Below are 25,204 nucleotides of genomic sequence, written 5' to 3'. Positions count from 1 at the left end.
GGAGGTGCCGACGACGACGCGATCGGGAAACTTGAAGTCGCGGATCGCCGCGCCCTCGCGCAGGAATTCGGGGTTGGAGGCGACCACGACGTCGGCCTTCGGATTGGTCTCGCGGATGATGCGCTCGACCTCGTCGCCGGTGCCGACGGGCACGGTCGACTTCGTCACCACGACGGTGAAGCCTTGAAGCGACTGCGCGATCTCTTTCGCGGCGGCGTAGACGTAGGACAGGTCGGCGTGACCGTCGCCGCGGCGCGAGGGCGTGCCGACCGCGATGAACACGGCGTCGGCATCCGCGACCGGCTTCGACAGATCAGTGGTGAAGTCGAGCCGCTTGGCCTTGACGTTGGTTGCGACCAGCTCGTCGAGGCCGGGCTCGTAGATCGGGATCTCGCCGCGGTGCAGGGCCGCGATCTTCTTCTCGTCCTTGTCGACGCAGGTGACGTCGTGACCGAAATCCGCAAAGCAGGCTCCGGACACCAGTCCCACATAGCCAGTTCCGATCATCGCGATTCGCATGAAAAACTCTTTCCGTTGAAGACGGATGTTCCACTGAACACCCTAGACCATTTCTCTATCAGGCCGCACGCACAACATTAGGGCAGGTTGCATCACTCAGCGAATAATCCTTAGCCGCCCCGCGTGACAGGAATTGCGGACACCCTCTGAAATACGGAACATGCAATTGTGCATTCTACGTATGCGAGAGATACGCCGCATATGCGCGCTTCAAGCCATCGTGAAGCGACGTCGTCGCGCGCCAGCCGAGCTTGTCGAGGCGGCTGACATCGAGCAGCTTGCGCGGGGTGCCGTCGGGCCGCGTGGTGTCGAATGAGATCTCGCCGCTGTAGCCGACGATGTCGGCGACGAGGCGTGCGAATTCGGCGATGGTGATGTCCTCGCCGGTGCCGATGTTGACCAGTTCCGCACTGGAATAGGCCTTCATCAGGTGCACGCAGGCATCCGCCATGTCGTCGACATAGAGGAACTCGCGCCGCGGCGTGCCGGTGCCCCACACCACGACGTTCTTCGCGCCCGAGACCTTGGCCTCGTGGAAGCGGCGGATCAGGGCGGCGACGACGTGGCTCATCTCGGGGTGATAATTGTCGCCGGGGCCGTAGAGATTGGTCGGCATCACGCTGATGAAGTCGCAGCCGTACTGGCTGCGATAGGCCTCGACCATCTTGATGCCCGCGATCTTGGCGAGCGCATAGGGCTCGTTGGTCGGCTCCAGCGGACCTGTGAGCACCGAGTCCTCGCGCAGAGGCTGCGGCGCCAGCTTCGGATAGATGCAGGAGGAGCCCAGGAACATCAGCTTCTCGGCGCGGTTCTGATGCGCGGCCTGGATCACGTTCGCGGCAATCGCGATGTTGTCGTAGATGAACTCGGCGCGCAGCGTGTCGTTGGCGACGATGCCGCCGACCTTGGCCGCGGCGAGGAAGATCACCTGCGGCCGCACGCGCGCGAACCAGTCGAACACGGCGGCCTGGTCGCGCAGATCGACCTCGCGGCGCTCCACCGTGACGAGCTGGACGTCTTCCTGCGCGAGCCGGCGCAGAATCGCGCTGCCGACCATGCCGCGATGGCCGGCGACGTAGACGCTCTTGCCCTTGAGCTCAAACGGGATGTTTGCCATGGCCCGCGTCCCGCTTCGCCTCGGCCAGATCGCTTTGCATCATCTCCGCGACCAACTCCGCAAACGTCCGCTTCGGCGTCCAGCCGAGCACCTCGCGTGCCTTGCTGGCATCGCCGATCAGGAGATCGACCTCGGTCGGGCGGAAATAGGTCGGATCGATCTTCACGACCGTCTTGCCGCTCTTCTCGTCAATGCCGGTCTCGTCGACGCCCTTGCCGCGCCAGACGATGCGGCGGCCGACCTGCGCGAACGACAGCTCGACCATCTCGCGCACCGAATGCATCTCGCCGGTGGCGAGCACGAAATCATCGGCCTTGTCGGCCTGCAGGATCTTGTGCATGCCCTCGACGTAATCCCTGGCATGGCCCCAGTCGCGCCTGGCCTCGAGATTGCCGAGATAGAGCGTGTCCTCGAGGCCGACCTCGATACGCGACACGCCACGCGTGATCTTGCGCGTCACAAACGTCTCGCCGCGGATCGGGCTCTCATGGTTGAACAGGATGCCGTTGGACGCGAACATGCCGTAGGCTTCGCGGTAGTTCACCGTGATCCAGTAGCCGTAGAGTTTGGCGACGCCATAAGGCGAGCGCGGATAGAACGGCGTCGTCTCCTTCTGCGGGATCTCCTGCACGAGGCCGTAGAGCTCGGAGGTCGAAGCCTGGTAGAACCGCGTCTCCCTCTCCATGCCGAGGATGCGGATCGCCTCCAGCAGGCGCAGCACGCCGATGGCGTCGGCATTGGCGGTGTATTCCGGGCTCTCGAAGCTGACGCCGACGTGGCTTTGCGCGGCCAGATTGTAGATCTCGGTGGGGCGGATCTGCTGCACCAGGCGGATCAGATTGGTCGAATCCGTCATGTCGCCATAGTGCATCAGGAACGGCACGTTGCCGACATGCCGGTCCTGGTAGAGATGGTCGACCCGCGCCGTGTTGAACGAGGACGAGCGCCGCTTGATGCCGTGCACGACATAGCCGAGCGACAGCAGATATTCGGCGAGATAGGCGCCGTCCTGGCCGGTCACGCCGGTGATGAGAGCGATCCGCTCAGCCATGATCCGCTCAGCTTTGGTCCTGCGACTTGTTTCGGGTCAAAAGGGGTTCGGAGGACGGATAACCACCGTTCGCGCCCGCTGACAAGGTCGCCGGCGGCCAAAAGCGCAAGAACCACTGCAAGAACGGGCATTTCGGGCGGCACGCAGGGTGCCGCCGATCGCGGACGTCAGACGCCGTGATACCGGCGATACCATGCGACGAAGCGGCCGAGGCCATCCGCAATCGAGGTCGACGGCGAGAAGCCGACGTCGCGCTGGAGGGCGGAAATGTCGGCGCGGGTCTCCAGGACGTCGCCGGCCTGCATCGGCAGCAACTGGCGGATCGCGGGCTTGCCGATGATCTTCTCCAGCGTCTCGACGAACTCGATCAGATTGACCGAGCGGTTGTTGCCGATGTTGTAGACGCGGTACGGCGCATAGCTCGACGAATTTTCGGGCCGCTCCGCGTTCCACGCGGGATTCGGCGCCGCGGGCCGATCGAGCGTGCGGATCACGCCTTCGACGATGTCGTCGACATAGGTGAAGTCGCGCCACATGTCGCCATTGTTGAAAATCTTGATCGGCTCATTGGCGAAGATCGCGCGCGTGAACAGCCAGGCGGCCATGTCGGGCCGGCCCCACGGACCGTAGACGGTGAAGAAGCGAAGGCCGGTCACCGGCAGCTTGTGAACATGCGCGAAGGTATGCGCCATCAGCTCGTTCGCCTTCTTGCTCGCGGCGTAAAGGCTGACCGGATGGTTCACCGAATGCTCGGTCGAATACGGCAAGGTGCGGTTGGCGCCGTAGACGGAGCTCGACGAGGCGTAGACGAGATGCTTGAGAGCATGGCGACGGCCCGCCTCGAGCACGGTGACGAAGCCGTCGCAATTGGCGCGGATGCTGGTGATGGGGTCGTCGATCGAGGCGCGCACGCCGGGCTGCGCCGCCAGATGCACGACGCGGTCGGGCGCGACCTCGTCGAACACGCGCGTCACCGCGGCGAAATCAGCAAGATCGATCTCGTCAAATTTGAAACCCGGACGGTTCTCGAGCGTTGCAAGACGCGCACGCTTCAGCGCCGGATCGTAATACGGTGTGACTGAATCGATGCCAACGACCTGCTCGCCGCGTGCCAACAGCCGTTCACAAACGTGCATTCCGATAAAGCCGGCAGCACCGGTCACGATCACTGGCCGCAAAGTTATCACCTCGTTCATTCCGCGAATGCAATGCCAGACCAGGACATGAGAGGCAAGGTTTGGACGATTGCGACAGTCATCAAATCAGACGTCCATGTAAGCGCATCGAAATGTGTAGGAAACATGATGGCGCCATGCATCGTCGCATGCTATCGGCCTCGCGAAGATGCTCGGACGATAGCGCCAACTGTGCTAGATGTCATAGATCGCATCTTCAGCGCGAATGCTTAGTCTTGAGGCAACGTTCGCGTCAGACGCTCAACAAACCCACCAAGAAAAGATCGGCTTTGAAACTTTCCATCAACGGCAGGTTCCTGTCACAATCGCTTACGGGCGTGCAACGCTACGCCGCCGAAATCGTCAAGGCGATGGACGGCTTGCTCGCGAGCGGAGAGGCTCCACGACAACTGGTGGACGCAGAGTGGCAGATTCTCGCGCCACCGAATGCGCAAGCCCTTCCCGGTCTTCGCCGCATCAACGTCAAGCAGGTCGGATCGTTGCAGGGCCACGCGTGGGACCAGATCGACCTGGCGCGCGCAGCCGCCGGCACGCGCCTCATCAGCCTCGCCAATTCCGGCCCGGTGCTCCATCGCGACCATCTGGTCGTGATCCACGACGCGCAGGTTTTCAGGCGGCCGGACTTCTTCAGCTGGCGCTACCTCGCCTTGCATCGGACGCTCGGCCATTTGCTGGCGCGCGCCGCAACGATCGCAACAGTTTCGGCGTTTTCGCGCAACGAACTTGCCGAGGTGCTGTCGCTGGATCCCACCTCGATGCCCGTCATTCCGAACAGCGCGGAGCACTTCGCGACCGTCGCGCCGGATTTTTCGATCATCGATCGACTGCGCATTGCGCCCCACCAGTTCTTCCTCTTCGTCGGCTCGATGACGAAGAACAAGAACGTAGACACCGCCGTTCGCGCCGCCGAGCGGCTCGGCCGCGCCGATTTTCCGCTGGTCGTGGTCGGAGGCGACAACAGCAAGGTCTTTGGCGGCAGCGCCACCGAATCGCGAGCCGGCATCGTTGTCGCAGGCCGCCTGAAGGACGAGGAAATCGCGGCACTGTTCGCCCGGGCCGCGGCGTTCGTTTTTCCGAGCCTCTACGAGGGCTTCGGCATCCCTCCCCTGGAAGCGATGTACTTCGCCTGCCCGGTCATTGCGAGTTCCGCCGCGGCGGTGCGCGAGACCTGCGACGATGCCGCCGTCTATTTCGAACCACTCGATGCGGACGGGTTGTCGGCACGGATGCACGAAAGAATTGAACTCGGCAGGATTTCGCCTGCGGAACAGGAGAGGCAGCAAAAGCGCCTTGCGACATATTCCTGGGCCAAGTCGGCCGCAGCAATGCTCGAATTCCTCGCCAAACCGGCTCCGCAAACCGCATCGGGGCGCCTCGTACAATGAAGCGGCCCAAATATTGCTGCTTGGCGGCACTAGACGTGCGTCCGCAAGATCCGTCGCCTGCAAGTCAAGGAAGGAATGACCGTTGTCCAGCGGCCTGAAAGTTCTGCATGTCGCCGAGACGGTCAGAGGCGGCATCGCGACCTATCTCAACGAGTTGCATCCGCATCAGTGCGCCAGCTTCGGCCGCGGAAACGTCAACTATGTCGTTCCGTCCGACCATCGCGGCGATCTGGTGAACATCGAGGATGACGCCGTCACCACGTTTCCGCGCGAGGGCCGCAACGCGCTCGGCCTGTTTCGCATGCTGTTCGCGACGATGCGCGCGGTGCGGCAGCTGCGGCCCGACATCATCCATCTTCACTCCTCGTTCGCCGGGCTCGTGGTGCGCCCGGTGCTCTGGCTGACCTATCGGCGTTCGCGCATCGTCTATTGCCCGCACGGATGGGCGTTCGGCCGCGAGACCGGCCGCCTCAGCCGCGAGGTCACCAAATTCACCGAGCTGGTGCTGTCGAAATTCACCCATCGCATCGTGTGCATCTCGGAGAGCGAGCGGACCGACGCCACGCAGGTCGGAATCGCGGCGAATCGCCTCGCTCTTGTGCACAACGGGATTTCCAGGCAGCGTCCCGTGCTCGACCAGAGCGCGGCGCCGTGGCGGTCGGAGAAGATCAAGGTCCTCTTCATCGGACGCCTCGATCGCCAGAAGGGGTATGACCTCCTGATCGATGCGGCCCATGCGCTTCGCGACACGCTCGACGTGCGCCTGATCGGCGCTTCGGTCGTCAGCAAATTCCGCCAGAGCGACCTGCCGGCCAACGTCTCGCTGCTGGGCTGGATGAATCGCAACCAGATCGAGGCCGAGCTCGACCAGGCCGACATGGTCGCGATTCCGTCACGCTGGGAGGCGTTCGGCCTGGTCGCGATCGAGGCAATGCGTGCCGCAAAACCGATCATCGCCTTCCGTATCGGCGCCCTGCCGGAAATCGTCGAAGACAACGCGACGGGCGTGCTCTGCGACGAAGTCTCGGCGGAAAAGCTGGCTGAAGGTTTTCAGCGCGCAACCCGAATGGACCTGGCTGCGGTCGGCCAGGCCGGATATGAGCGCTTCACCCGCCTCTACGACATCGAGCAGACGCACCGGACCTTGAGTCAGGTCTACGCCGACATCCTGCACATGCGCCGGAGCGAATCCGGGCAGCAGGCGAAGCTGCAGTCCGACCTTCCGAACAATCTGCGCCCCTGACGATTGGCGGATCAGGCCATCCGGCGGGCATCTTCCCGCGCGAACTCGCGGCCGGTCACCCGGCTATCGGAGAACGACCACGCAATTGCGGAGGCAACCATCATCGCGCAGGTGAGAAAGCCGGCCGCGAACAGCAGTGATCCGGTCTGCAACATTGTCTTCGCCTTCCCTGTTGTTTGACCGTGCAACTAGCCGGATCAGGATTAGGAAGACCTTACGGACGCCAGCGTGACGCCAGCTTCCGTTTCTAAGCGTTAACGGAGGCGGAATCCCGTCGCGGAAATTTCGATCGACGCCTCGCAGAGCCTGGCCAATCGCAGGAAACACAACGGATGGTGCGCGCAGCTTTGACCCGACATTCGAACTCTATTGCGGTGAGGCCTGGCAACAGCACCCAAGCAGGCTCGGACCATCATCGCGTGCGACTAACAAGTTCGGAACAAGCCCCAATCGTGACATTGATCCGACATGTGTATGTCTAGTTTGCAAACTGCTTATAAAACAGGAACCCGCCGCACAGATTTTGAACAGTCATTCTTACGTGAATCGCAGTTCACAAGTGGCAATAAGGTCACAGCCATGAGTGCTTTACCATAAAGTCGAAGACGTAGCAGTGACTCCGCAGCACGGGATTTGTACGGTGTTTCCGATTTTAAATGAGTACGAGGGAATGGCGGTGGCTAAGACCGAACGTTTTTCTTTTGATTTCGGGATTAGCCGAATCCTGGCAGCTGCTACGATCAGCGTATCCCTGGCGGGTTGCGCAGGCTTCATTCCCCTGGACTCTCCGGATGCCGTCGCCACGCAGACGAATGCCGCGCTCGTCACCGAACCGTCGGCGCCGCTGGCCTATGCCCTGATGCCGGTCAATCCGGCGATCCTTCAGGCGACGAATGCGTTCACGGATTCCTCCGGAATGGTGTTCTCGCGTCTTCCCGGCGGCAATTATCGCGACGTCACGATCGGCATCGGCGACATCGTCACCGTGACCGTGTACGAGGCCCAGGCGGGCGGCCTGTTCATTCCGCGCGAAGCGGGCGTGAGACCGGGCAATTTCGTCGACATTCCCAGGCAGCAGGTCGACCAGTCCGGCAACATCAACATTCCCTACGCCGGATCGATCAAGGTCGCCGGGCTGACGCCGCGCGCGGTTTCGAACATCATCCGCGAGCGCCTCAAGGACCGCGCCATCGACCCGCAGGCCGTCGTCAGCGTCGCCGAACAGCGCGGCAACCAGATCAGCGTGCTCGGCGAAGTCAACTCGCCGCTGCGCTTTCCGGTCGATCCGGGCGGAATTCGCCTGATGGGCGCGGTCGCGCGCGCCGGCGGCCCGAAATATCCCTCCTATGAGAGCACGATCACGATCAAGCGCGAGGGCCGCACCTACAGCGAGTCGATGTCGTCGGTGGTGCACCACCCCGACCAGGACGTCCTGCTCGCGCCGGGCGACGTCGTCTTCCTGACCCGCATTCCGCGCGTCTATATGGCCTTTGGTTCGACGCCGTCGCCGGGATCGATCGGTGGCACCAATAACCGCCGCTTCACTTTCGAGAACGACAACATGTCGCTGGCCGAAGCTATCGCGAAGGCGGGCGGCCTCGACGGCAACCGCGCGGACTCCAAGTCCATCTACGTCTACCGGTTCGAGCCGAAGCCGCTGCTGGAGAGGATCGGCGTCGATGTCACGCAGTTCCCGACCAAGACGGTGCCTGCCGTGTACAAGTTCGACATGAGCAAGCCCGACGGCTGGTTCCAGGCGGATACGTTCAGGATGCGCGATCATGACGTGATCTCGGTGGCCGAATCGCCGTCGACCGAATTCGTCAAGCTCATGAACCCGCTGAACGCGGCGAGCGTCAACGCCGACAACATCAGCAGCGTGGTCGTGAACTCCAAATAGCCCAACTCGGCGCGCTCAATGACGAGTGCGCAGACAAGGTCGCCTCACCCAATTGGGGCCACAGAAGAGGACTAGCCTTGTCGGGTTGACGCGAGCAGGAGTGGATACGAGCGTGACGGAGCAAAAGAGGAAACGCGCGACGCGTCGTTTCCGGACGCTGATATGTGGGCTCTGGGCCGCGGCCGGCCTCGTCTATCCTGCGAACGCGCAGAATGCGCAACCACTCGATCAGCGGCTGCTGCTGGGCGTCGGCACGCATCAGGGCCTCGGCGGCGTCACCAGCGAGCGCGGCTACGTGCCCGCGACCGCCATCAAGCAGATGAAGGAACTCGGGGTCACATCGTTCCGGGACGACTTCCCCTGGTCGGATTTCGAGCTGCCCGGCAAGCGGCTCGGCTTCAATGCCCTGAACGGCCGCTTAGAGACCCAGATCAGGACCAGCGGCGGCATCCCGCTGCTCATCCTCGGCGCCGGTCATCATCTCGTCCCGAACTCCGATCCGCCGACGACCGACGAGGCGCGCCAGCGATTCGTCACCTATGCCGCGACGGCCGCGCAAGCGGTCGCAATGCGGCAGCCGATCTTCGAATTGTGGAACGAGTACAATCTGCGGGCGCGCACGGAGTCTCAATTCACGGTCGAAAATTACGTAGCGCTTGCCCGTCTGGTGCAGCCCGCGGTCAAGCAGGCGGCGCCTTCCGCGCCCTTCGTGATCGGCGCCCTCGGCGACGATCCGGGCTGGAAATTCACCGACGCGCTTCTGAAGACCGACGTCGCCCGCATCGCGGACGGCATGTCGATCCACATCTACAACCATTGCCTGCCGCCGGTCGGACGCAGCGCGACCGAAGCGATCGAACGGCTGGAAAACTTTCATCAGCGCGTCGCACAGGCGACCGGCAATCCCAACTATCCGATCTATCTGACCGAGACGGGATGGCCGACGCCAAACGCGAAATGCGGCGTCAACGAGCAGCTCTCCGCCGACAACATGGCCCAGATGATCCTCTGGTCGTCGACCGCAGGTCCCTGGCTGAAGGGGATATGGCTCTACGAGCTGAAGGACAGCGGGACGAAGGGCGGCGAGCTCGAGGACAATTTCGGGATCTATCATTTCGACAATTCGCCGAAGCCCGCGGTGTGCTCCATTCGCGAAAGCTGGGCCTTCATCCGCAGCAGCCTGAAGGCAACGCGAACCATACCCGTGCCGGGTGTCGTGCAGATTCGCAGCGAGAGCGGATCGGACACGAAGGTGGCGCTCTGGTCGGAGAACTCGTCGAAGCGCTTCGAGGTTCGATTAAAAAATCCAGAACCGAATATCGAGATCGGCTATGTATGTCGGCAAGCGCCGAGTTCTGCGCCCGGCGCCTGGACGGCGTTATCGACGACGCCGCTGCTTGTCAGCGTCAAGGGCTCGGCCGTGCCGGATTTCGAGATTCGGCCATCGAACTGACGCTGCAGCTGGCTGCTGAATCCGGGGCTCCCCTTGAAGATACTGATCGTTAACACGCTCTATCCGCCAGAAATCATCGGCGGTGCCGAAGTGTCCGTGTCGTTGCTGGCGGAGGCGCTGGTCCAGCGCGGACATCAGGTTTCGGTGGTCTGCCTTCAAAACAAGCAGGATCGCAGCATCGACGATCGCAAGGGCGTGCGTGTGTATCGTGTGCCGCTGGACAACGACTACTGGCCGTTCGGCAGCGACAGGAAGCCCTCCTCGGTCCAGCGTCTGAAGTGGCATCTTCAGGACACCTGGAATCGCAAATCCGCGGCGCGTTTCGCCGAAATTCTCGACATCGAGAAGCCGGAGGTCGTCCACACCAACAACATCACCGGATTTTCGGTCTCGTTGTGGTCGGAAGCCAAGCGGCGCAACATCCGGATCGTGCATACGCTGCGCGACTATTCCCTGCTCTGCAAGCGCTCGACCTTGTTTCGCGGAGACGCGACATGCACGCAGCGCTGCACGCTGTGCGCGGCCATGACCTCGCCCTATCTGCTGGCTTCGCGCATGGTCGATGCGGTGGTCTCGAACAGCCAGTTCGTGCTCGACCAGCACACCAGGCTGAAATATTTCCCTGGAACCGACGGTCGCGTCATCTTCAACATCGCCGATCCGAGCTCCGTGGTGCCCTCACCGCCCTCGAGCTCGAATGACCTGATCTTCGGGTTTATCGGCCGGATCGAGGCCGAAAAAGGTATTGAAGTAGTCCTCAAGGCCGCCGAGCTGCTTCCCAACGAGGGGTGGCAACTGAAAATTGCCGGAAAGGGACTTGAGGACTACGTGCGGGGGCTCAAAAGCCGCAGCAGGGGCAACATCGAATGGCTCGGCTTTGCCAGGGCGGCCGAATTCTATGCCGGCATCGACGTCTGCCTGGTGAGCTCGGTCTGGCCGGAGCCGCTGCCGCGGACGCTGATCGAAAGCATCAACGCGGGCCGGGCGACGATTTGTTCGACCGCGGGAGGGATTCCCGAGATCGCGGGGTTCTCCAATATGGTTGGGTCCTACGAGCCCAACGACCATAAGCGATTGGGAGAATTGATGCTGAAGGCCCTCAACGAGAGATCGCACTGGAAGGTCGCGCGACCTCCACAGCCGGGATTTGCCGAAAGGTTCTCGGCGGATTCAGTAACAGGTCAATATTTGGACGTGTATTTGAACAACAATCGCACCAACCGGCAGTAAGCCGAAACGGAGATTTCAGAAAGCCATTTGGCTGGAAAGCTGGACAGACCTTTTCCGATGAAGATCCTTATCACGTCATCCCTCTATCCGACGCCGTTGGCTCCTAAGGTGGTCGGTGGCGCGGAAACTTTCGTCCGCCGCCTCGCCGAGACCCTGGTGGGGCAGAACGACAGCGTGGAAGTGATACGTGCCGCGTCTGCGTCGAACCAGCCAATGGAGACCTGCAACGGCATCGACGTGTATTCGGCGCCCGTGCACAACATCTATTTCCCCTTCGCCAAGCAGCACAGCGCGCCCGTGCGCGGCATCTGGCACGCGATCGAGGACTGGCAACAGGCGTCGGAGATCGTCGCCGCCCGGATCAAGGCCTTCAAGCCCGATATCCTGCACTCCAACAATCTCTCCGGGCTGACCACGGCCGTGTGGCGGACCGCGGCGGAGCTCGGCATTCCGGTCCTGCACACGCTTCACGATTACTATCTCACCTGCCCCCGCTGCTCGCGCTTCTCGGACGGACACGCCTGCGAGGCGAGCTGCATGAGCTGCCAGCTGCTGACCTATCGCCGCCGCGGGGCGACGAGACATCTGGACGCCGTGGTCGGCGTCAGCCAGCGCATCCTCGACATCCATACCCGGCTCGGTCTCTTCACGCAGACACCGCTGAAGATCGTCATTCGAAACGCCTCGACGGCCGACGTCGGCAGCGAAGAGACGGCCCTGGTCGACGGCACCGTCACGTTCGGCTTCATCGGCCGGCTGACCGAAGAAAAAGGCATCTACAATCTCGTTCGCGCGATCGCGACGATTCCGCCCGAGCGGATCCGGCTCGTCATCGCGGGGCACGCATCCGAGAGCCAGCGCAAGCAGATCAAGGAGCTCGCCCCGAACGCACGGATCGAGTTTCTCGGCTTCGTGCAGCCGAAGCAGTTTTACGAACAGGTGAACGTCGTGGTGGTGCCCTCGGTCTGGGAAGATCCAAGTCCGCTCGTCGTCGCCGACGCGCAAGCCGCCTGCAAGCCCCTGCTCGGCACCCCCTTCGGCGGCATCCAGGAAGCGATCAAGCCCGGCTTGACCGGCTGGCTGACGTCACCCGATCCGGCCTCGATCGCCAAGAGCCTTCTGGCGATCGTCGACTCTCCCGAGCAGATTCGGGAGATGAGCGACCGATTGAAGTCCGGCATCGACAAATGGGCCTTTGACGACGTGGTCACCGGCTATCGCACCGCCTTCGACCAGATCATGCGCAGCCGCAGCATGGCTCGCACCTGAGACAGGCGGACTGAAATGCCGCTGACGCCCCTCGACCACTCCCCCACATTCTCTCTCACGCATCGTCAGACATGACCAGCCTGCTCGCATTCGGCAGCTACATCTACCAGAGTGCGTCCGCGATCATTCTGATCTTCGCCGTCAGCCATATCCTCTCTCCGGCCCAGTACACCTCGTTCTCGCTGGCGCTGGCCACGAGCCAGCTGTTCTGCGTCTTCGTCTTTGAATGGCTGCAACTGGCCGGCGTCCGCTTCCTCGCCGCCGCTTCCGGAGCAGAGGCGGCGCGCCTGCGATTCTCGCTGTTCGCCGCCGGAGGGCTCAGTGCGCTGGTTCTGCTGCTGGTCGGCAGCATGGCGGGGCTGTTGAGCACGCTGGAGACAGGCGTCGTCGCCCTGGCGCTGGCGCTGGCCGTGCTGCAAGGCGGCACCGACCTGTATTTCATGATCGTGCGCGTGTCCGATCGGCTGGCGACGGCATCAGCCCTGCTGATCCTGCGCGCCAGCGTACTTCTGGCCGGCGCCGTCGCGGCCGCGCACCTCCACGGCACCGCGGCGGCAACGCTGTGCGGCATCGCCGCGGGCTACGGCGCCGTGCTTCTCGTGAGCCTGATCGTGCATCGCACCTCGCTCCAGCGGCCGTCGCGGCAAGCCATGCTGGCGGATTGGGGCAATTTCTGCCGCTATGGCATCATGGCCGCGGCTGCCTCCGTCATCCATCTCTCTGTCCCCGTCACGTTGCGCCTGATCGTGATCGCCACGCTTGGCCGGGCCTCGACGGGAGCCGCCGGCTTCTCGATGGCGATCGACCTCTTGCAACGGCCGTTCTCCGTTCTCGTGGCTGCCATTCACACCGTCTGCTATCCCAACGTCGTCGTCCAGTTCGAGCGCAGCGTCGACGGTGAAGCTCGCAGGACGACCGCCCGCATGCTCGACTTCATCCTGTGTGCGACGATCGTCATGCTGGGCGGGCTGATCGGCCTTCTGCCGGACGCGGCGCACCTGTTCGTTCCGGCCGATCTGCTGGTCGATTTTCTCGGCGCCGCGCCGGCCGCGGCGATCTTCTATTTTCTCCACACCCACCTTCAGGCCACGCTCGCGATCGTGCCGCATCTGACCAAATCGGCAACGCGGCTGGTGGTCGTCGCGGCGTGCCAGCTCGTGCTGGTGTCAGCGGCAGCTTCGATCGGCGCGCTGCTGCACATATCGGTCGCGGGACAAATCGCGAGCGCGGCACTGGCCACCGCGCTCGTCATCCTCTTCGCCAGCGGCCCGCTGATCCGGTTTCGCGCGGCGCCGCGCGCGCTGCTGATCGTGGAGGCAACCGTCGCGGCCGCCGCGGTCGCCATGCTCGCGACAGCCCCGTCGGATTCCCTGCTCTGGCTTGCGGGAAAGATTGCCGTTGCCGGCCTCGCCGTCGTCCTGGTGACGTGGCGAGGCGACCTGCTGGCCTCGGCCCGCAGCTAGAGCATGATCCGGACCCGAAGGGCCGCGTCAGCACAAAGTGTGCAGTGGTTTTCCGAAAAGATCATGCTCAAACAATAATCCAAAGCGCGATGGATCCCATCGCGCTTTGGATCAGGCCTTCACCGCGTGAGCCAGCGCATTGCCGCTGATGTCGCCGGTCAAGCCGTAGATCCTCAAGGTCTCGTCGACCATCGGCCCGACACCGAAATATTGCTGGGCGCGCGCAAGGGCATTGCGCGACAGCGCAGCGCGCGTTGCGGGATCTGCCACTTTTTCGAGCGCCCCGACGAGCGCATCGACGTCCTCGAACGGCACGATGTAGCCGGTCTGGCCTTCGATGATCTGGTCCGAAGCGCCCCCGGCCGGGGTCCGCACCGGAACCAATCCCGTCGCCATGGCCTCGGCAACGCCGAGCGGGAATCCCTCGAACCGGCTCGGCAGCGCGAACACGTCGGCGGCCCAGAGAATTTCGCGGACGTCGCCCATGAAGCCGAGGAACTTGAAGGTGTCCTTGTCCTTCTCGCCGGCAAAGGCAAACGACTTGATTTCCTTCTCGCGCTCGGCGCCGCCGCTGCCGACGAAGTAGCACTTGATGTCGATGGGCGAAGGCGTGGCGCTGTCACGGATCTTGCGCGCCGCCTTGATGAGCAGGTCGTGGCCCTTCACCCAGGCGAGACGGGCTGCCAGCAGGCACATGAACTCGCCCTCGGCGACGCCGAATTTGGCGCGGGCATCGCGGCGCTCGGCATCCGAGGGCGGACGGAAATGCACGGTATCGACGCCGCCATACACCTTGGCGATCCGATTCTTCCCGAACAGCACGTAGCGTCTGAGATGCCGGAGCGATTCCTCCGACATCAGAATGAGGGTGTGCGGAAAGAACAGGTTGAAGAACAGGATCTGGACCAGGCTGAACGTCGATTGCGGCGCATTCTGCACCTTGTCGATGTTGCCGAGCACCGATGGATGATACGTCGCCACGCAGCGCGCGCCGGTCAGCAGCGACAGCAGCCGCCCCCACATCAGCATGCCGAGCCCATGGACGTTGATCACGGAGATGTCGTTCTCCCGGATCACCTTCAGAAGCTGCATGAAGATCGACAGCGCGGGCAGCTTGCGAAGTCCGGGAACGACGTGCCACTGCTTGACGGCCGCGGCCAGCTTCTGGCGCTTGTATTCCGACTTCTCGTCCGACCGCACGGCGCCGGAGACGAGGTGAATCTGCACGCCGCGGGCATGCAGCCCCGTGGCCAAGGTCTCGCAATAGGATGCAATCCCGTCATTGCAGTTCACGACCTCAACCAGAAACATGACATTCGGGGCGCCCGACATGGGATCCTTCATGGGAATGGCCTTCTACTCCGTTCGATCAGACGAGACGTTAACCAGTGCTTAGCGGCAAATTTCGTGCCGTGCCAGCGGTTTGCCCGCCATAGCTTTGCGCGCCTAACATATTGACGTTGCGGATCTGCGACGCTCGACAGGCCGGCAAAAGCGGCTTCAGAAGCCGCGTTTCTTGAGTTCGGCGGCTTCCTCCGGAGTGAGCTTGCCCCCCGCAAAGCGCGACACGAGGTAGAGCGCGACCTTCGGTCGGTCCAAATCGTACATCAGGCCAAAGCGGTTTTCCGGAGGCTTCTTGGCCGGCTCGTCCACGATTTGGTAGATGTTGATGGCATCGACCACGACGTCCTTCTGATCCCTGATCGCCGTCAACATACCGTTCAAATTCTGCAGACAACGCTCGGTTGCAGCGTCCCCGGGGGCGTTGCCGTAATCGGGCTTGTAGATCTCGCCGCAATTGACCTCGTTGAAGAGAACGTGCCGGCGATAGGACGCGAGCTTCTTGAACAGGTCGAAGCGCGGGTTCCAGCCGTTCCAGGCATGACGCATGTCCTGTCCCAGCACTTCATAGTAATGGTAGGAAATCAGGTCGTAGTGGACGCCGCGCGACTCCATGAAGTCCAGAAAGCCGAACATGGTGGAGGTGGTGTTCAGGATCTTCCTCAGGTGCAACCCGCTCTCCTGATTGATCCGGTCGATCGCGTCAGACGCCCCGCGCAGGACGGCGGCCCAGTCCTCCATGGCCGGCATCTCGAACTCTGCGGCGGTCATCCCTTTGCCGAAAAGGCGCTTGTCGTTGCGGTCGCGGGCAACGAGATTGATCTCGTTCTCCAACTCCCACTGATCGATCTCATTCTTGAACTGTTTCACGAACGCGTACGTCCGGTTGTATCCCTGCTGGTACAACGCCTCGCGATCACCAGCAGGATACAGGCCTGCATCGGTGCGGTCTCCCCAACGGAACGGGAAGCCGAAGATCGGTTGCAATCTTATCCCGTAAGCCTTCGCCAGCTGGAGTGTCTTCGCGAACGCCGGACCTCCCGTCTGCTCGTTGTCCTTCGTCAGGTTCACGCCCCACCTGATCACGGTGAAGCCGCGCTCCTTCATCACGCGAAAGAACGGCTCGGGATCCTTTCGCATCGCTGCGGGTCCGTTCACGCCCCACTCCAGCGCCTCGGCAGACGACGACACCGACGCGCTCGTCACCGCGACAAAAAGAAGCGCGCTGATCTTTGCTAGAAAGTTCCATCGCATCCGATTCCTGGCTCCTCGCTGCTCTCGGGAAACTTCGGGCGACTCCAGTCGAGCCTTCGACGTCAGAACAATTGTCACATGCGAAGTTCGGCCCGTGCATTTACGGCAATCCGCTTCTAGGCAATTCGATCTGCTCTGGCCATAGCTTAATGGCGCTTAACACAATCGAGCTCGATGCTGCCTACGCGACAAGCAGATGCGCCTTGATTGAGCAGCGGCACAACATCGATGCAACATCGACGTTGCATCGCCATCGCGACGTCATGCTGCAAGCACATTAGCGTGGTCTTCACAGATGAAGCTCAGTGTAAGCAAATCAGTGTAGGCAGATTCGTGCGCTGCGAGCGTCGCGCGGGAAAATCTCGGCGAGAGAATCTCCCGGGTGCTTCCATTTTTACCGATCTCACCAACTCGAAAAACAGAGATTGGTCGATACGACAGACGCAAGCGGCAACGGACTCTCGCGCTCCAGAAAGGCTTTGGAAGACCGATGACTACCGCATCACCAGATCAGACGATCCTGTCGGCGAGCACCTTCATTAGTTCCATCGGCGTCAATACCCACGTTGGTTATGGGTGGGGAGGCTACAACAACCTCGCACTCGTAGAGGACGACCTCAAATATCTCGGCGTTACGAAGCTGCGCGACGGACTTGCGACGAGCCCGGCCGCCCAACCGGTCCTCGATGGCCTCGCCAAGGACGGGTACACGTTTGACCTCGTGGTTCAGTCGAAGGTCGCGATCGGCGGCACATCCGCGCTTCAAGATTATCTCGATGCAGTCAAGGCGTTCGAGACCAGCCATCCGGGCAGCGTCATCGCGCTCGAGGGCCTCAACGAGGTCAACCTCGACGAATTCAACTACGACGGAACCTTGACCATTGAGGCCGCGGCGCAGTTCCAGACCGCCTACTACAACGCCATCAAGGCCGACGGCACGCTCAGCAAGATTTCGGTCTACAACCTGTCGCTGGGCTATAACGACACCACCGACTACGCAAAGCTCGGAGACCTCTCGGGCTCGACGGATTACGCAAATTCCCACGCATATGTCAGCACGAGCCTGACGCCTGCGGCCGCCCTTGAGGCCCTGCTCGGCAATGCCACGTCGGTGACCGGCACCGATCCGGTCGTGATCACCGAGACCGGCTACACGACCAAGAGCGATACACCTTATATTGGCGCCAACGAGAATGTGCAGGCGAAGTCGATCCTGAACACGTTGGTCGATGCCTACAAGGACGGCGTCAGCACAACTTACCTCTATCAGCTGCTCGACGCTTCGGCGAGCAACGACACCACGGACTCCGAATCGCACTGGGGCCTGTTCAACAGCGATGGAACCCCGAAGCTCGCAGCGACCGCGATCCACAACCTGACGACAATCCTGGCCGACGACGGCACGGGCGGCCATACGCCGACCGCTTCGCTGAACTATACGCTCGACGGTCTGCCTGCGAGCGGGAACAGCATGGTTCTCGGCAAAAGCAACGGCGCCTATGAGCTGGTGGTCTGGGCGGAACCGAAGATCTGGAACGACGCTACCGACACCGAGATCTCGAACCCGACCACCTCGGTCACCGTCAATTTGGGCAGCGTCCATCATCTGATCAGCGTTTACGATCCGCTGCAGGGCTCCTCGCCGATTGCCACCTACACCGACGTCAGTCAGATCGTGGTTCCGATCACGGATCATCCCCTGATCATCGAGATCGACGCCCCGACGGGAGGCGGCACGACACCGCCCGCCGTGACCGATGTCAGCGGAACCGCTGAGGACATCGTGTCGCAGATGTCCGAGCTGAACGCCTCGGATTCGCTTCAGACCATCACGCTCACCGACACGCATGTGCTTCCGGTCGCCTCGACCTCGACCATGGAGTACATGATCTCGCACTATACGAAGGCGCTGGCGGCGATCCAGGGCGGCTACCAGTTCTCGGTCACCAATTCGACCGACACCTGGAGCGTGACCAAGGTCTACGACTCCTCGGCGACGCTTCTATCGACCAGCACGTCGAACTTCACGAACGGCGTCATCACCAGCAAGGCCACGATCAATACCGACGGCTCGACGGAGAGCATCGCCTACACCGACGGCAAGATGGTGCGTGACGTCACGGTCACGGCGATCGGCGACAAGGACACCAAGACCTACGATGCGAGCGGCAATTTGATCGCGGACCTCGTCCAGAACAAGGACGGATCCTCCTCGAACACGCTCTACTCGGCCGGCGTCAAGACCAAGATGTACGTCACCAACGCCGACCGCACTCACGACAACTACTATTACAACATCACCGGCCAGTCCTATACCAGCGAGCATGACCAGCTCGACGCCAGCGGAAGGCTGCTGTCCGTCGTCCGCACGCATGCCGACGGCTCCATGGCCTACAGCCAGGTCTTCAACAGCGACGGCAGCAAGGTCACGACCCAGTACGACTCCACGGGTCACAAGACCTCGGTGATCACCGTCACGTCGACGGCGACCACGACCGACCTCTATACCACGGCCGGCGTGCTCAAGCAGACGATCGTGCAGACGACCTCCGGCAACGTGACGACGACCAACTACAATGGCGCGCTGCTGGCGTCCGTCTACGTGGTCAATGCCGACGGGTCCAAGGATTCGAAATTGTATGACGCCAAGGGCATCATCGCGAGCGACCTGATCCAGAACGCCGACGGCTCGTCGTCGAACACGCTCTATACGGCGGGCGTCAAGACCAAGACCTATGTCACCAACGCCGACGGCAGCCGCGACAACTACTATTTCAACATCACCGGCCAGTCCTACACCAGCGAGCACGACCATCTCGATGCAAGCGGCAAGCTGCTGTCGGTGAGCCGAACGCATGCCGACGGCACGATGGCCTACAGCCAGGTGCTGAACAGCGACGGCAGCAAGGTCACGACCCAGTACGACTCCACGGGCCACAAGACCTCGGTCGTCACCACGACGTCGACGGCCACCACGACCGACGTCTACACCACCGCCGGCGTCCTCAAGCAGACGGTCGTGCAGACGACCTCCGGCAACGTGACAACGACCAACTACAACGGCTCGCTGCTGGTGTCGGTCTACGTGGTGAACGCCGACGGCTCGAAGGACTCGAAGCTCTACGACTCCAACGGCATCATCGCGAGCGACCTCGTGCAGAACAAGGACGGCTCGTCCTCGAACACGCTGTACACGGCAGGCGTCAAGACCAAGGCCTATGTCACCAACGCCGACGGCAGCCGCGACAATTACTACTACAATATCACCGGCCAGTCCTACACGACCGAGCACGACCACATCGATCCCAGCGGGAAGCTGCTGCTGGTCAGCCGCACCCATGCCGACGGCTCGATGGCCTACAGCCAGGTGCTGAACAGCGACGGCAGCAAGGTCACGACCCAGTACGACTCCACGGGTCACAAGACCTCGGTCGTCACCGTCACCTCGTCGGCAACGACGACCGACACTTACGACCCGTCGTCCGGCGCGCTGAAGCAGGAGATCGTCAAGACGAGCTCCGGCGACACCACCACGACGAACTACAATGGCACGGTGCTGGCATCGGTCTACGTGGTCAACGCCGACGGGTCAAAGGACACCAAGCTGTACGACTCCAACGGCATCATCGCCAGCGACCTGGTGCTGAACAAGGACGGTTCGTCCTCGAACACGGTCTATTCGGCCGGCGTCAAGATGAAGCTCTACGTCACCAACGCCGACGGCAGCCACGACAATACCTTCTACAACATCACGGGCCAGAGCTATACGACCGAGATCCAGCACCTCACCGCGGCCGGCACGCTGACGACCCTGACCCGGCTTCATGCCGACGACACGCTTGCCTACAAGCAGGTGATCAACAGCGACGGCAGCAAGGTCACCGATCTCTACGACAGCACCGGTCACAAGACGAGCGAGATCCTCAACGGCACCGATGGGTCGACCACGACGGACACCTACAATTCGTCCGGTGACGTCACCCAGCATGTCGTCAAGACCGCCGGCGGCGACGTGACGACGACGAACTACGCGAACGAACTGCCGACGTCGATCTACGTCGTCAACGCCGACGGCACGAAGGAGACCAAGCTGTTCGACAGCAGCGGCAGCCTCACCAGCGACTACGTGCTGAACAAGGACGGGTCGAATTCGACGACCATCTACACGTCAGGCGTCAAGACCAAGGCCTACATCAACAATGCCGATGGCAGCCACGACAACTACGCGTACAACATCACCGGCAAGAGCTACGTGACGGAGCACCAGCACCTCGATTCTTCGAACAAGGTGACGCTACTCGAACGCTCCCACGCGGATGGCACGCTCGACTACACGCAGGTTCTCAAGTCGGACGGCAGCAAGATCACGGATGTTTACGACAGCACCGGGGTCAAGACGACGGAGACCATCAACAACGCCGACGGCAGCTCCGACATCTTCAAGTTCCAGCTCTCGGGCCAACCGGGCGCCGTCGAGCACGACAGCTACAATTCCAGTGGCTCGCTGCTCGCGATCGACGTGACCAACAGCGACGGCACCCACGCCGTCACCGCGGTGAGCGCGGGACTGACGCTGGCCGGCGGAAGCGGCAACGACGTCTTCTCCGCGGCGCCGGGCACCACGACCATCATGTTCGACGGCGGCAACGATCAGATCAAGAGCTTCCACGCCGGAACAGCCTCCAACCACGACACGATCGAAATCCTGAAATCACTGGTGGCCGACTACAGCCATTTGCAGATTTCGCAGTCGGGCTCAGATACGCTGATCCAGATGTCGACGAACGACAGCATCCTGTTGAAGAACGTCAATTCGGCGACGCTCGATCACGGCAACTTCCTGTTTGTCTGACACAGAGGCATGCGCCGGCAGGTTCGCCTGCCGGCGCAGTCTCCGGGACAAGAGGAAGAGCGACTTCAGTGTGACCGGGAAGCTGCGGCCGAGCCGGTGTCGAATTTCCCGCCGACCTCATTTCCGAACGGCCGTGTCCTCAATGACCGGACCATCAGCCGCTGACACGCGCAGTCGTGCAGGCCATTTGACTTTCTTGATGAGCTTCCCGGCAGCCAACGCCGGACGTTCGACAAACCACCACAAAAAGGCTGCGAAACAAACGGTCGCGACGCTCGATCACGGCAATTTCCTGTTCGTCTGACACAAAGACAAGCGCCGGCAGGTGAGCCTGCCGGCGCAATCTCTTTGATAACAGGAAGAGCGACTTCACTAGGGCCGAAGCGCTGTGGCCGCGCAGATGTCGAACCTCCCGGCCGGCAGTCATTTGCGTACGGCTGCGTCCTCAATCTCCATGACTGTACGATCGGGCGCTGACAAGCGCAGTCGTGCAGGCCATTTGATTTTCTTGAGAAGCTTCCTGGCGCCCAGCGCCGGGCGTTCGACACACCACCATGAAAAGGCTGCAAAGCAAACAGTTGCGACGACAGCCGCTGCCGATCCCAGGTTCAGACCCGGCCACAGATGAGCAGCGGCCTGCTGAAGCGGGAACCCGTACAGATAGATGCCGTAAGAATAGTCTCCGCTGAGCATGACCTTGTTTCGAGCGGGATTGGCAACCCCCAGGAACACCGTCACGTATGTCAGCGGGACTGCGACGACAAGGTCGCCATTGGGAAGGCGGAGCAAGAAATACGAAACCGCCAGGGCGATGCCGAACAGCGCAAAAGACCACCTGATCTTGCTCGCGTAAAAGTAGAACAGCACGCCAACCAGAAACGATATCGGCAGCAACGCGGCCTTGGCAGTCAATGGCGACTTCGCCTCATGAACGCTGTACCAATACATCGCGAAGAGATGAGCTGCGACAATTGCGACGATCAACAGCGTTCTGCTCTTCTTCAAACCTGCAAACGCAAGTGCCCCGAGCACAATGTAGCAATCCAGTTCCCACGGGATTGTCCAGAGTTGCTGATTGACCATGTTCGGCCGCGGATTGTCCAGAAACACGCCGGGCAGCGTGAAATGGATATATCCAATGATGTTCAGGAGGTAAGCCCAGAACTTGGGGTGCGAAAAATACTCGGAGAGCGGTAGCGCCGTGAACAAGGCGCCAATCACAAACGCGCTCAGGACAACTTCCGCAATCAGCGCAGGCGCAAGCCTGATGACGCGAAGTGCAAAGAATTCCGGCAAGGTTTGCGTCCGCACCAGACTGCCGGCGACCAAAAAGCCGCTCAGTGCGAAAAACATAGGCAATATGCAGGCCACCAGCGGGCGAACAACGGGCGTGAGATAGGCGCTGGCTGCCTCGTCGCCTAAACCGGTCTGGAAAATATGCACCGCGACTACGCTTAAGGCGAGAGCAAGTCTGAGATAGTCGAATCCAGTCGGCCGACCATTGGCCGCTGCAATCTTGTCCTCAAGCATCATCGAATTGTTCCGGGAATTGCATTTGCCTAAACGCATAATGATTACAGATGAGAAGCAATGCAACATCATTAGAGACGATCAGCAATGCATGTTCATGCGAGGGTTTCACGCACGCATTGAGATCGACGACGGATCCGGCTGAGATACGTTGCTGCAGCCCGCGCCTGCTCCGCGGATTGAACCGCGAAGCGCTGACCGTCTCTCGTGAAACGTCGGGAGAAAACTGTTCGTCATCCTCGGAGCGCCACAACATTCGCCGCGCCAGAGATTGCTGTGCTCGTGCTCAGGCGCGGGCGATCGCCTCTTGCCGTCGACGAACGATCAAACGGCAGGATGGTCCCGTCGCGCTGTTTCAGGCGCGCTTGCGGTCCGGTGCTTCCGAACGCACGATCCGGGCGGGGGCTCCCGCAGCGACGGAATGCGGCGGAACATCACGCGTCACGACCGCATTGGCCGCAACGTTGGCGCCCTCGCCAATCGAAGTCGGGCCGACAATGACGGCCCCGGTGTAGATGACGACGTTGTCGCCGATGGTCGGGCAACCCGGTTCATCCCAGGCGCGCCGTCCGAGCGTGACGTTGTGATACAGCATCACGGAACGGCCGATCCGCGAGCCCTCGCCGATCACGACGCCGGTCGGATGCGGCAGGATCAGCCCCGGGCCGATCTCCGCGAGAACGGAGATGTAGCAGCCGCGGCGCATCAACGCCCGCACCAAGAGCCAGGTGATCTGGTGCCCCCAGCGTGTCTGGAAGCGCAGCATCTTGGCTATCCGCCAGGTCGTGATCACCGCAAAGCCCGGGCTCGTGAGCAAGGCGATGAAGGCTGCTCCGACACCGGACTTGCCGGTATTCGCCATCAGGTCCTCGCGCCACGGAATTCCCGCCTGAGGCTCGCTCCCCATTCCCGCTCCTGAAGACATCAACCAATCTCTACTAACTTGCCGAGGGAAGATTTGCCTGAATCGGCGGAGCCGACCCGCCGAGCAGCGACTGCACGCTGCTCCAGATCCGCCGCCTGAATACCACATAGCTGCCGAGCACGATCAGCGCATAGACCGCCGTCGCGATCAGCCAATGCGACAGGCTTGCGACATCCCCCTTCGTCACGACGAGCGCGCACAGAGCGCCGAGCGTCGTGGCGACCGTGGCCGGCATCAGGGCTCCAAGCAACGATGCATAGGGCACCGCGCAGTTCCGGGCTCCGATGATCAGCATGAACGCGCAAACGAGGATCGATACGACCAGATACACGACGGCCACGGCCGTGAGCCCAAACGGCAATGCGATGAGGAAGGCGAGAATCATGCTGGCGCTGTTGGCGGTGCTGACCCAGAACTGAAGTCGCGCCTTGTCGTGAGCCAGAAGAATCGGGCCGGCATAGGCCGCGATCGACTGCGCGGCGCCGGCCGGCGCGAGAATCGCAATCAGCGGCAATACTTCCTGCCAGTGGGCCGACAGGAATGTCGCAACGGGGTATTTCAGCCCGAATGTCAGATAGATCATCGCCGGGAACGTGATCATCGCCGTCATGCCGAGAACCGCGCAAATCGCCGCCTTGCGCCGTTCCCGTTCTTGCTCGCCGTTCATCCGGCTCAAGGTGGCCATCAGAACTCCGCCGCCCGGCCATGACAGGATCATCAGCGGCAGCGTCATGAACTGGAAGGCGAGACCGAACAGGCCGACCGCCGCTGCGCCCAATTTGGCGCCGATCATGAGATTGCCGACGTTTCTCGCCGCGAAGTTGAGGACGTTCGAAGCCAGCACCCAGCCGCCGAACGACAGCATCAGGGCGACGCTGCGCCATTTGAAGGACAGGTGAATGTGGCGCCTGGTGTTCACATAGAACGCGACGGCGCGCACCGCCTGCATCAGGACGTAATACGCGATCAGCGCCCAGATTCCCCAGCCCAGCACGGCGCCGACCACGCCGACGATCGCAGCAATGAGGGCCGCTCCAGCCTCGATCAGCGCGATCGTCTGATAGCGCAGGGATCGCTCCAGAACCGCGCGCGGTCCCATCGCGGAGATCGACAGGACGACCGAACCGGAGAGCGCAGCCAGCACCGCCGGCAGGCCTGGCATATTGACCGCGGCACCGAGCGGCTTCGAGGCTGCGGCCAGCACCAGGGCGCAGCCGATCCCGATCGCAACCATCAGGGTCGTCGCCGCACCGGCCTCCTCCTTCGTCAGCGAGCTCCTCTGGATCATCGCGCTCGAGAGCCCGAGATCGGTCAGCATGGAGATGAAGGCGATGAACGGCAGCGAAAACGCCACGAGCCCGAATTCGGTCGGCGTCACGAAATAGGTGATGAGCAGCGTGATGAGGAACTGAACCGCCGACTTCACGACGTTCACGCTCGACATCGAGAGCAGATTCTTGATGATCATGACGTCAC

19 protein-coding genes are annotated in these 25,204 nt (G+C 61.9%); 9 read left to right on the top strand and 10 right to left on the bottom strand.

Annotated elements, in window-relative coordinates:
• The 4 genes from XH79_RS20060 to XH79_RS20045 all read right to left on the bottom strand — a co-directional run.
• On the bottom strand, positions 1–519 hold a 519-nt coding region (locus XH79_RS20060; protein ID WP_271582756.1), incomplete at its 3' end, for a nucleotide sugar dehydrogenase.
• A 175-nt stretch (positions 520–694) separates the two neighbouring features.
• Positions 695–1,636 (bottom strand): GDP-L-fucose synthase, encoded by a 942-nt coding sequence (gene fcl / locus XH79_RS20055; protein ID WP_271582755.1) that lies wholly within the window; start codon positions 1,634–1,636, stop codon positions 695–697.
• The gene (gene gmd / locus XH79_RS20050) at positions 1,617–2,687 is read right to left on the bottom strand and encodes a GDP-mannose 4,6-dehydratase (RefSeq protein WP_271582754.1); all 1,071 of its coding nucleotides are present in this window, start codon (positions 2,685–2,687) and stop codon (positions 1,617–1,619) included. The genes fcl and gmd overlap by 20 nt, the downstream gene beginning before the upstream one ends.
• Positions 2,688–2,854: 167 nt before the next feature.
• Positions 2,855–3,883, bottom strand: coding sequence for an NAD-dependent epimerase/dehydratase family protein (locus XH79_RS20045; protein ID WP_271582753.1), 1,029 nt, complete (start codon positions 3,881–3,883; stop codon positions 2,855–2,857).
• 269 nt (positions 3,884–4,152) lie between these two features.
• Between XH79_RS20045 and XH79_RS20040 the strand changes: the two genes are divergently transcribed.
• Entirely contained in the window at positions 4,153–5,268 is a 1,116-nt protein-coding gene (locus XH79_RS20040; protein WP_271582762.1) for a glycosyltransferase family 4 protein, read from the top strand.
• An 82-nt stretch (positions 5,269–5,350) separates the two neighbouring features.
• A complete protein-coding gene (locus tag XH79_RS20035) occupies positions 5,351–6,511 on the top strand; it encodes a glycosyltransferase (protein ID WP_212346664.1) in 1,161 nt (386 codons plus the stop codon).
• A gap of 11 nt (positions 6,512–6,522) precedes the next feature.
• Here the strand turns inward: XH79_RS20035 and XH79_RS20030 are convergent, their stop codons facing one another.
• Positions 6,523–6,666 carry a hypothetical protein gene (locus XH79_RS20030; protein WP_212346666.1) on the bottom strand — a complete coding sequence of 48 codons (144 nt, stop codon included), beginning with the start codon at positions 6,664–6,666 and terminating at the stop codon, positions 6,523–6,525.
• A gap of 515 nt (positions 6,667–7,181) precedes the next feature.
• Between XH79_RS20030 and XH79_RS20025 the strand changes: the two genes are divergently transcribed.
• From XH79_RS20025 to XH79_RS20005, 5 genes are all read left to right on the top strand, one after another.
• Positions 7,182–8,411, top strand: coding sequence for a polysaccharide biosynthesis/export family protein (locus tag XH79_RS20025; RefSeq protein ID WP_271582752.1), 1,230 nt, complete (start codon positions 7,182–7,184; stop codon positions 8,409–8,411).
• 112 nt (positions 8,412–8,523) lie between these two features.
• Positions 8,524–9,864: a hypothetical protein gene (locus tag XH79_RS20020; RefSeq protein WP_271582751.1), complete on the top strand. Its 1,341-nt coding sequence runs from the start codon at positions 8,524–8,526 to the stop codon at positions 9,862–9,864.
• A gap of 33 nt (positions 9,865–9,897) precedes the next feature.
• Entirely contained in the window at positions 9,898–11,094 is a 1,197-nt protein-coding gene (locus XH79_RS20015) for a glycosyltransferase family 4 protein (protein WP_212346672.1), read from the top strand.
• A 57-nt stretch (positions 11,095–11,151) separates the two neighbouring features.
• The gene (locus XH79_RS20010) at positions 11,152–12,363 is read left to right on the top strand and encodes a glycosyltransferase family 4 protein (RefSeq protein ID WP_271582750.1); all 1,212 of its coding nucleotides are present in this window, start codon (positions 11,152–11,154) and stop codon (positions 12,361–12,363) included.
• Between the two features lie 71 nt (positions 12,364–12,434).
• Positions 12,435–13,826: a hypothetical protein gene (locus XH79_RS20005; RefSeq protein WP_271582749.1), complete on the top strand. Its 1,392-nt coding sequence runs from the start codon at positions 12,435–12,437 to the stop codon at positions 13,824–13,826.
• Positions 13,827–13,937: 111 nt separating this feature from the next.
• Here XH79_RS20005 and XH79_RS20000 read toward each other — a convergent pair whose 3' ends face one another.
• Together XH79_RS20000 and XH79_RS19995 are read right to left on the bottom strand one after the other, a co-directional pair.
• Positions 13,938–15,170 carry a glycosyltransferase family 4 protein gene (locus XH79_RS20000; RefSeq protein ID WP_271582748.1) on the bottom strand — a complete coding sequence of 411 codons (1,233 nt, stop codon included), beginning with the start codon at positions 15,168–15,170 and terminating at the stop codon, positions 13,938–13,940.
• Between the two features lie 156 nt (positions 15,171–15,326).
• Entirely contained in the window at positions 15,327–16,421 is a 1,095-nt protein-coding gene (locus XH79_RS19995) for a glycosyl hydrolase 53 family protein (protein WP_271582747.1), read from the bottom strand.
• A 490-nt stretch (positions 16,422–16,911) separates the two neighbouring features.
• On the opposite strand from XH79_RS19995, the gene XH79_RS19990 reads away from it, so the two are divergent.
• Together XH79_RS19990 and XH79_RS19985 are read left to right on the top strand one after the other, a co-directional pair.
• Complete coding sequence (locus XH79_RS19990; protein WP_271582746.1) at positions 16,912–21,273, top strand: RHS repeat protein; 4,362 nt, start codon at positions 16,912–16,914, stop codon at positions 21,271–21,273.
• Between the two features lie 142 nt (positions 21,274–21,415).
• Entirely contained in the window at positions 21,416–21,577 is a 162-nt protein-coding gene (locus XH79_RS19985) for a hypothetical protein (protein ID WP_271582745.1), read from the top strand.
• A 119-nt stretch (positions 21,578–21,696) separates the two neighbouring features.
• On the opposite strand, the gene XH79_RS19980 is transcribed toward XH79_RS19985, so the two are convergent.
• The 3 genes from XH79_RS19980 to XH79_RS19970 all read right to left on the bottom strand — a co-directional run bounded on the left by XH79_RS19980 (position 21,697) and on the right by XH79_RS19970 (position 25,196).
• On the bottom strand, positions 21,697–22,806 hold the full coding sequence (locus tag XH79_RS19980) for an acyltransferase family protein (RefSeq protein WP_212346689.1): 1,110 nt from the start codon (positions 22,804–22,806) through the stop codon (positions 21,697–21,699).
• 352 nt (positions 22,807–23,158) lie between these two features.
• Positions 23,159–23,710, bottom strand: coding sequence for a serine O-acetyltransferase (locus XH79_RS19975; protein WP_271582744.1), 552 nt, complete (start codon positions 23,708–23,710; stop codon positions 23,159–23,161).
• A gap of 31 nt (positions 23,711–23,741) precedes the next feature.
• On the bottom strand, positions 23,742–25,196 hold the full coding sequence (locus XH79_RS19970; RefSeq protein WP_271582743.1) for a lipopolysaccharide biosynthesis protein: 1,455 nt from the start codon (positions 25,194–25,196) through the stop codon (positions 23,742–23,744).
• Between the last annotated feature and the right edge of the window lie 8 nt (positions 25,197–25,204).

The organism is Bradyrhizobium sp. CCBAU 45389 (assembly GCF_028128625.1).
In the GTDB taxonomy this organism is placed as follows: Bacteria; Pseudomonadota; Alphaproteobacteria; order Rhizobiales; family Xanthobacteraceae; genus Bradyrhizobium; species Bradyrhizobium liaoningense_B.
The sequence above is the reverse complement of the archived record's forward strand: the minus strand, read 5'-3'. Positions and strand labels throughout refer to the sequence as shown.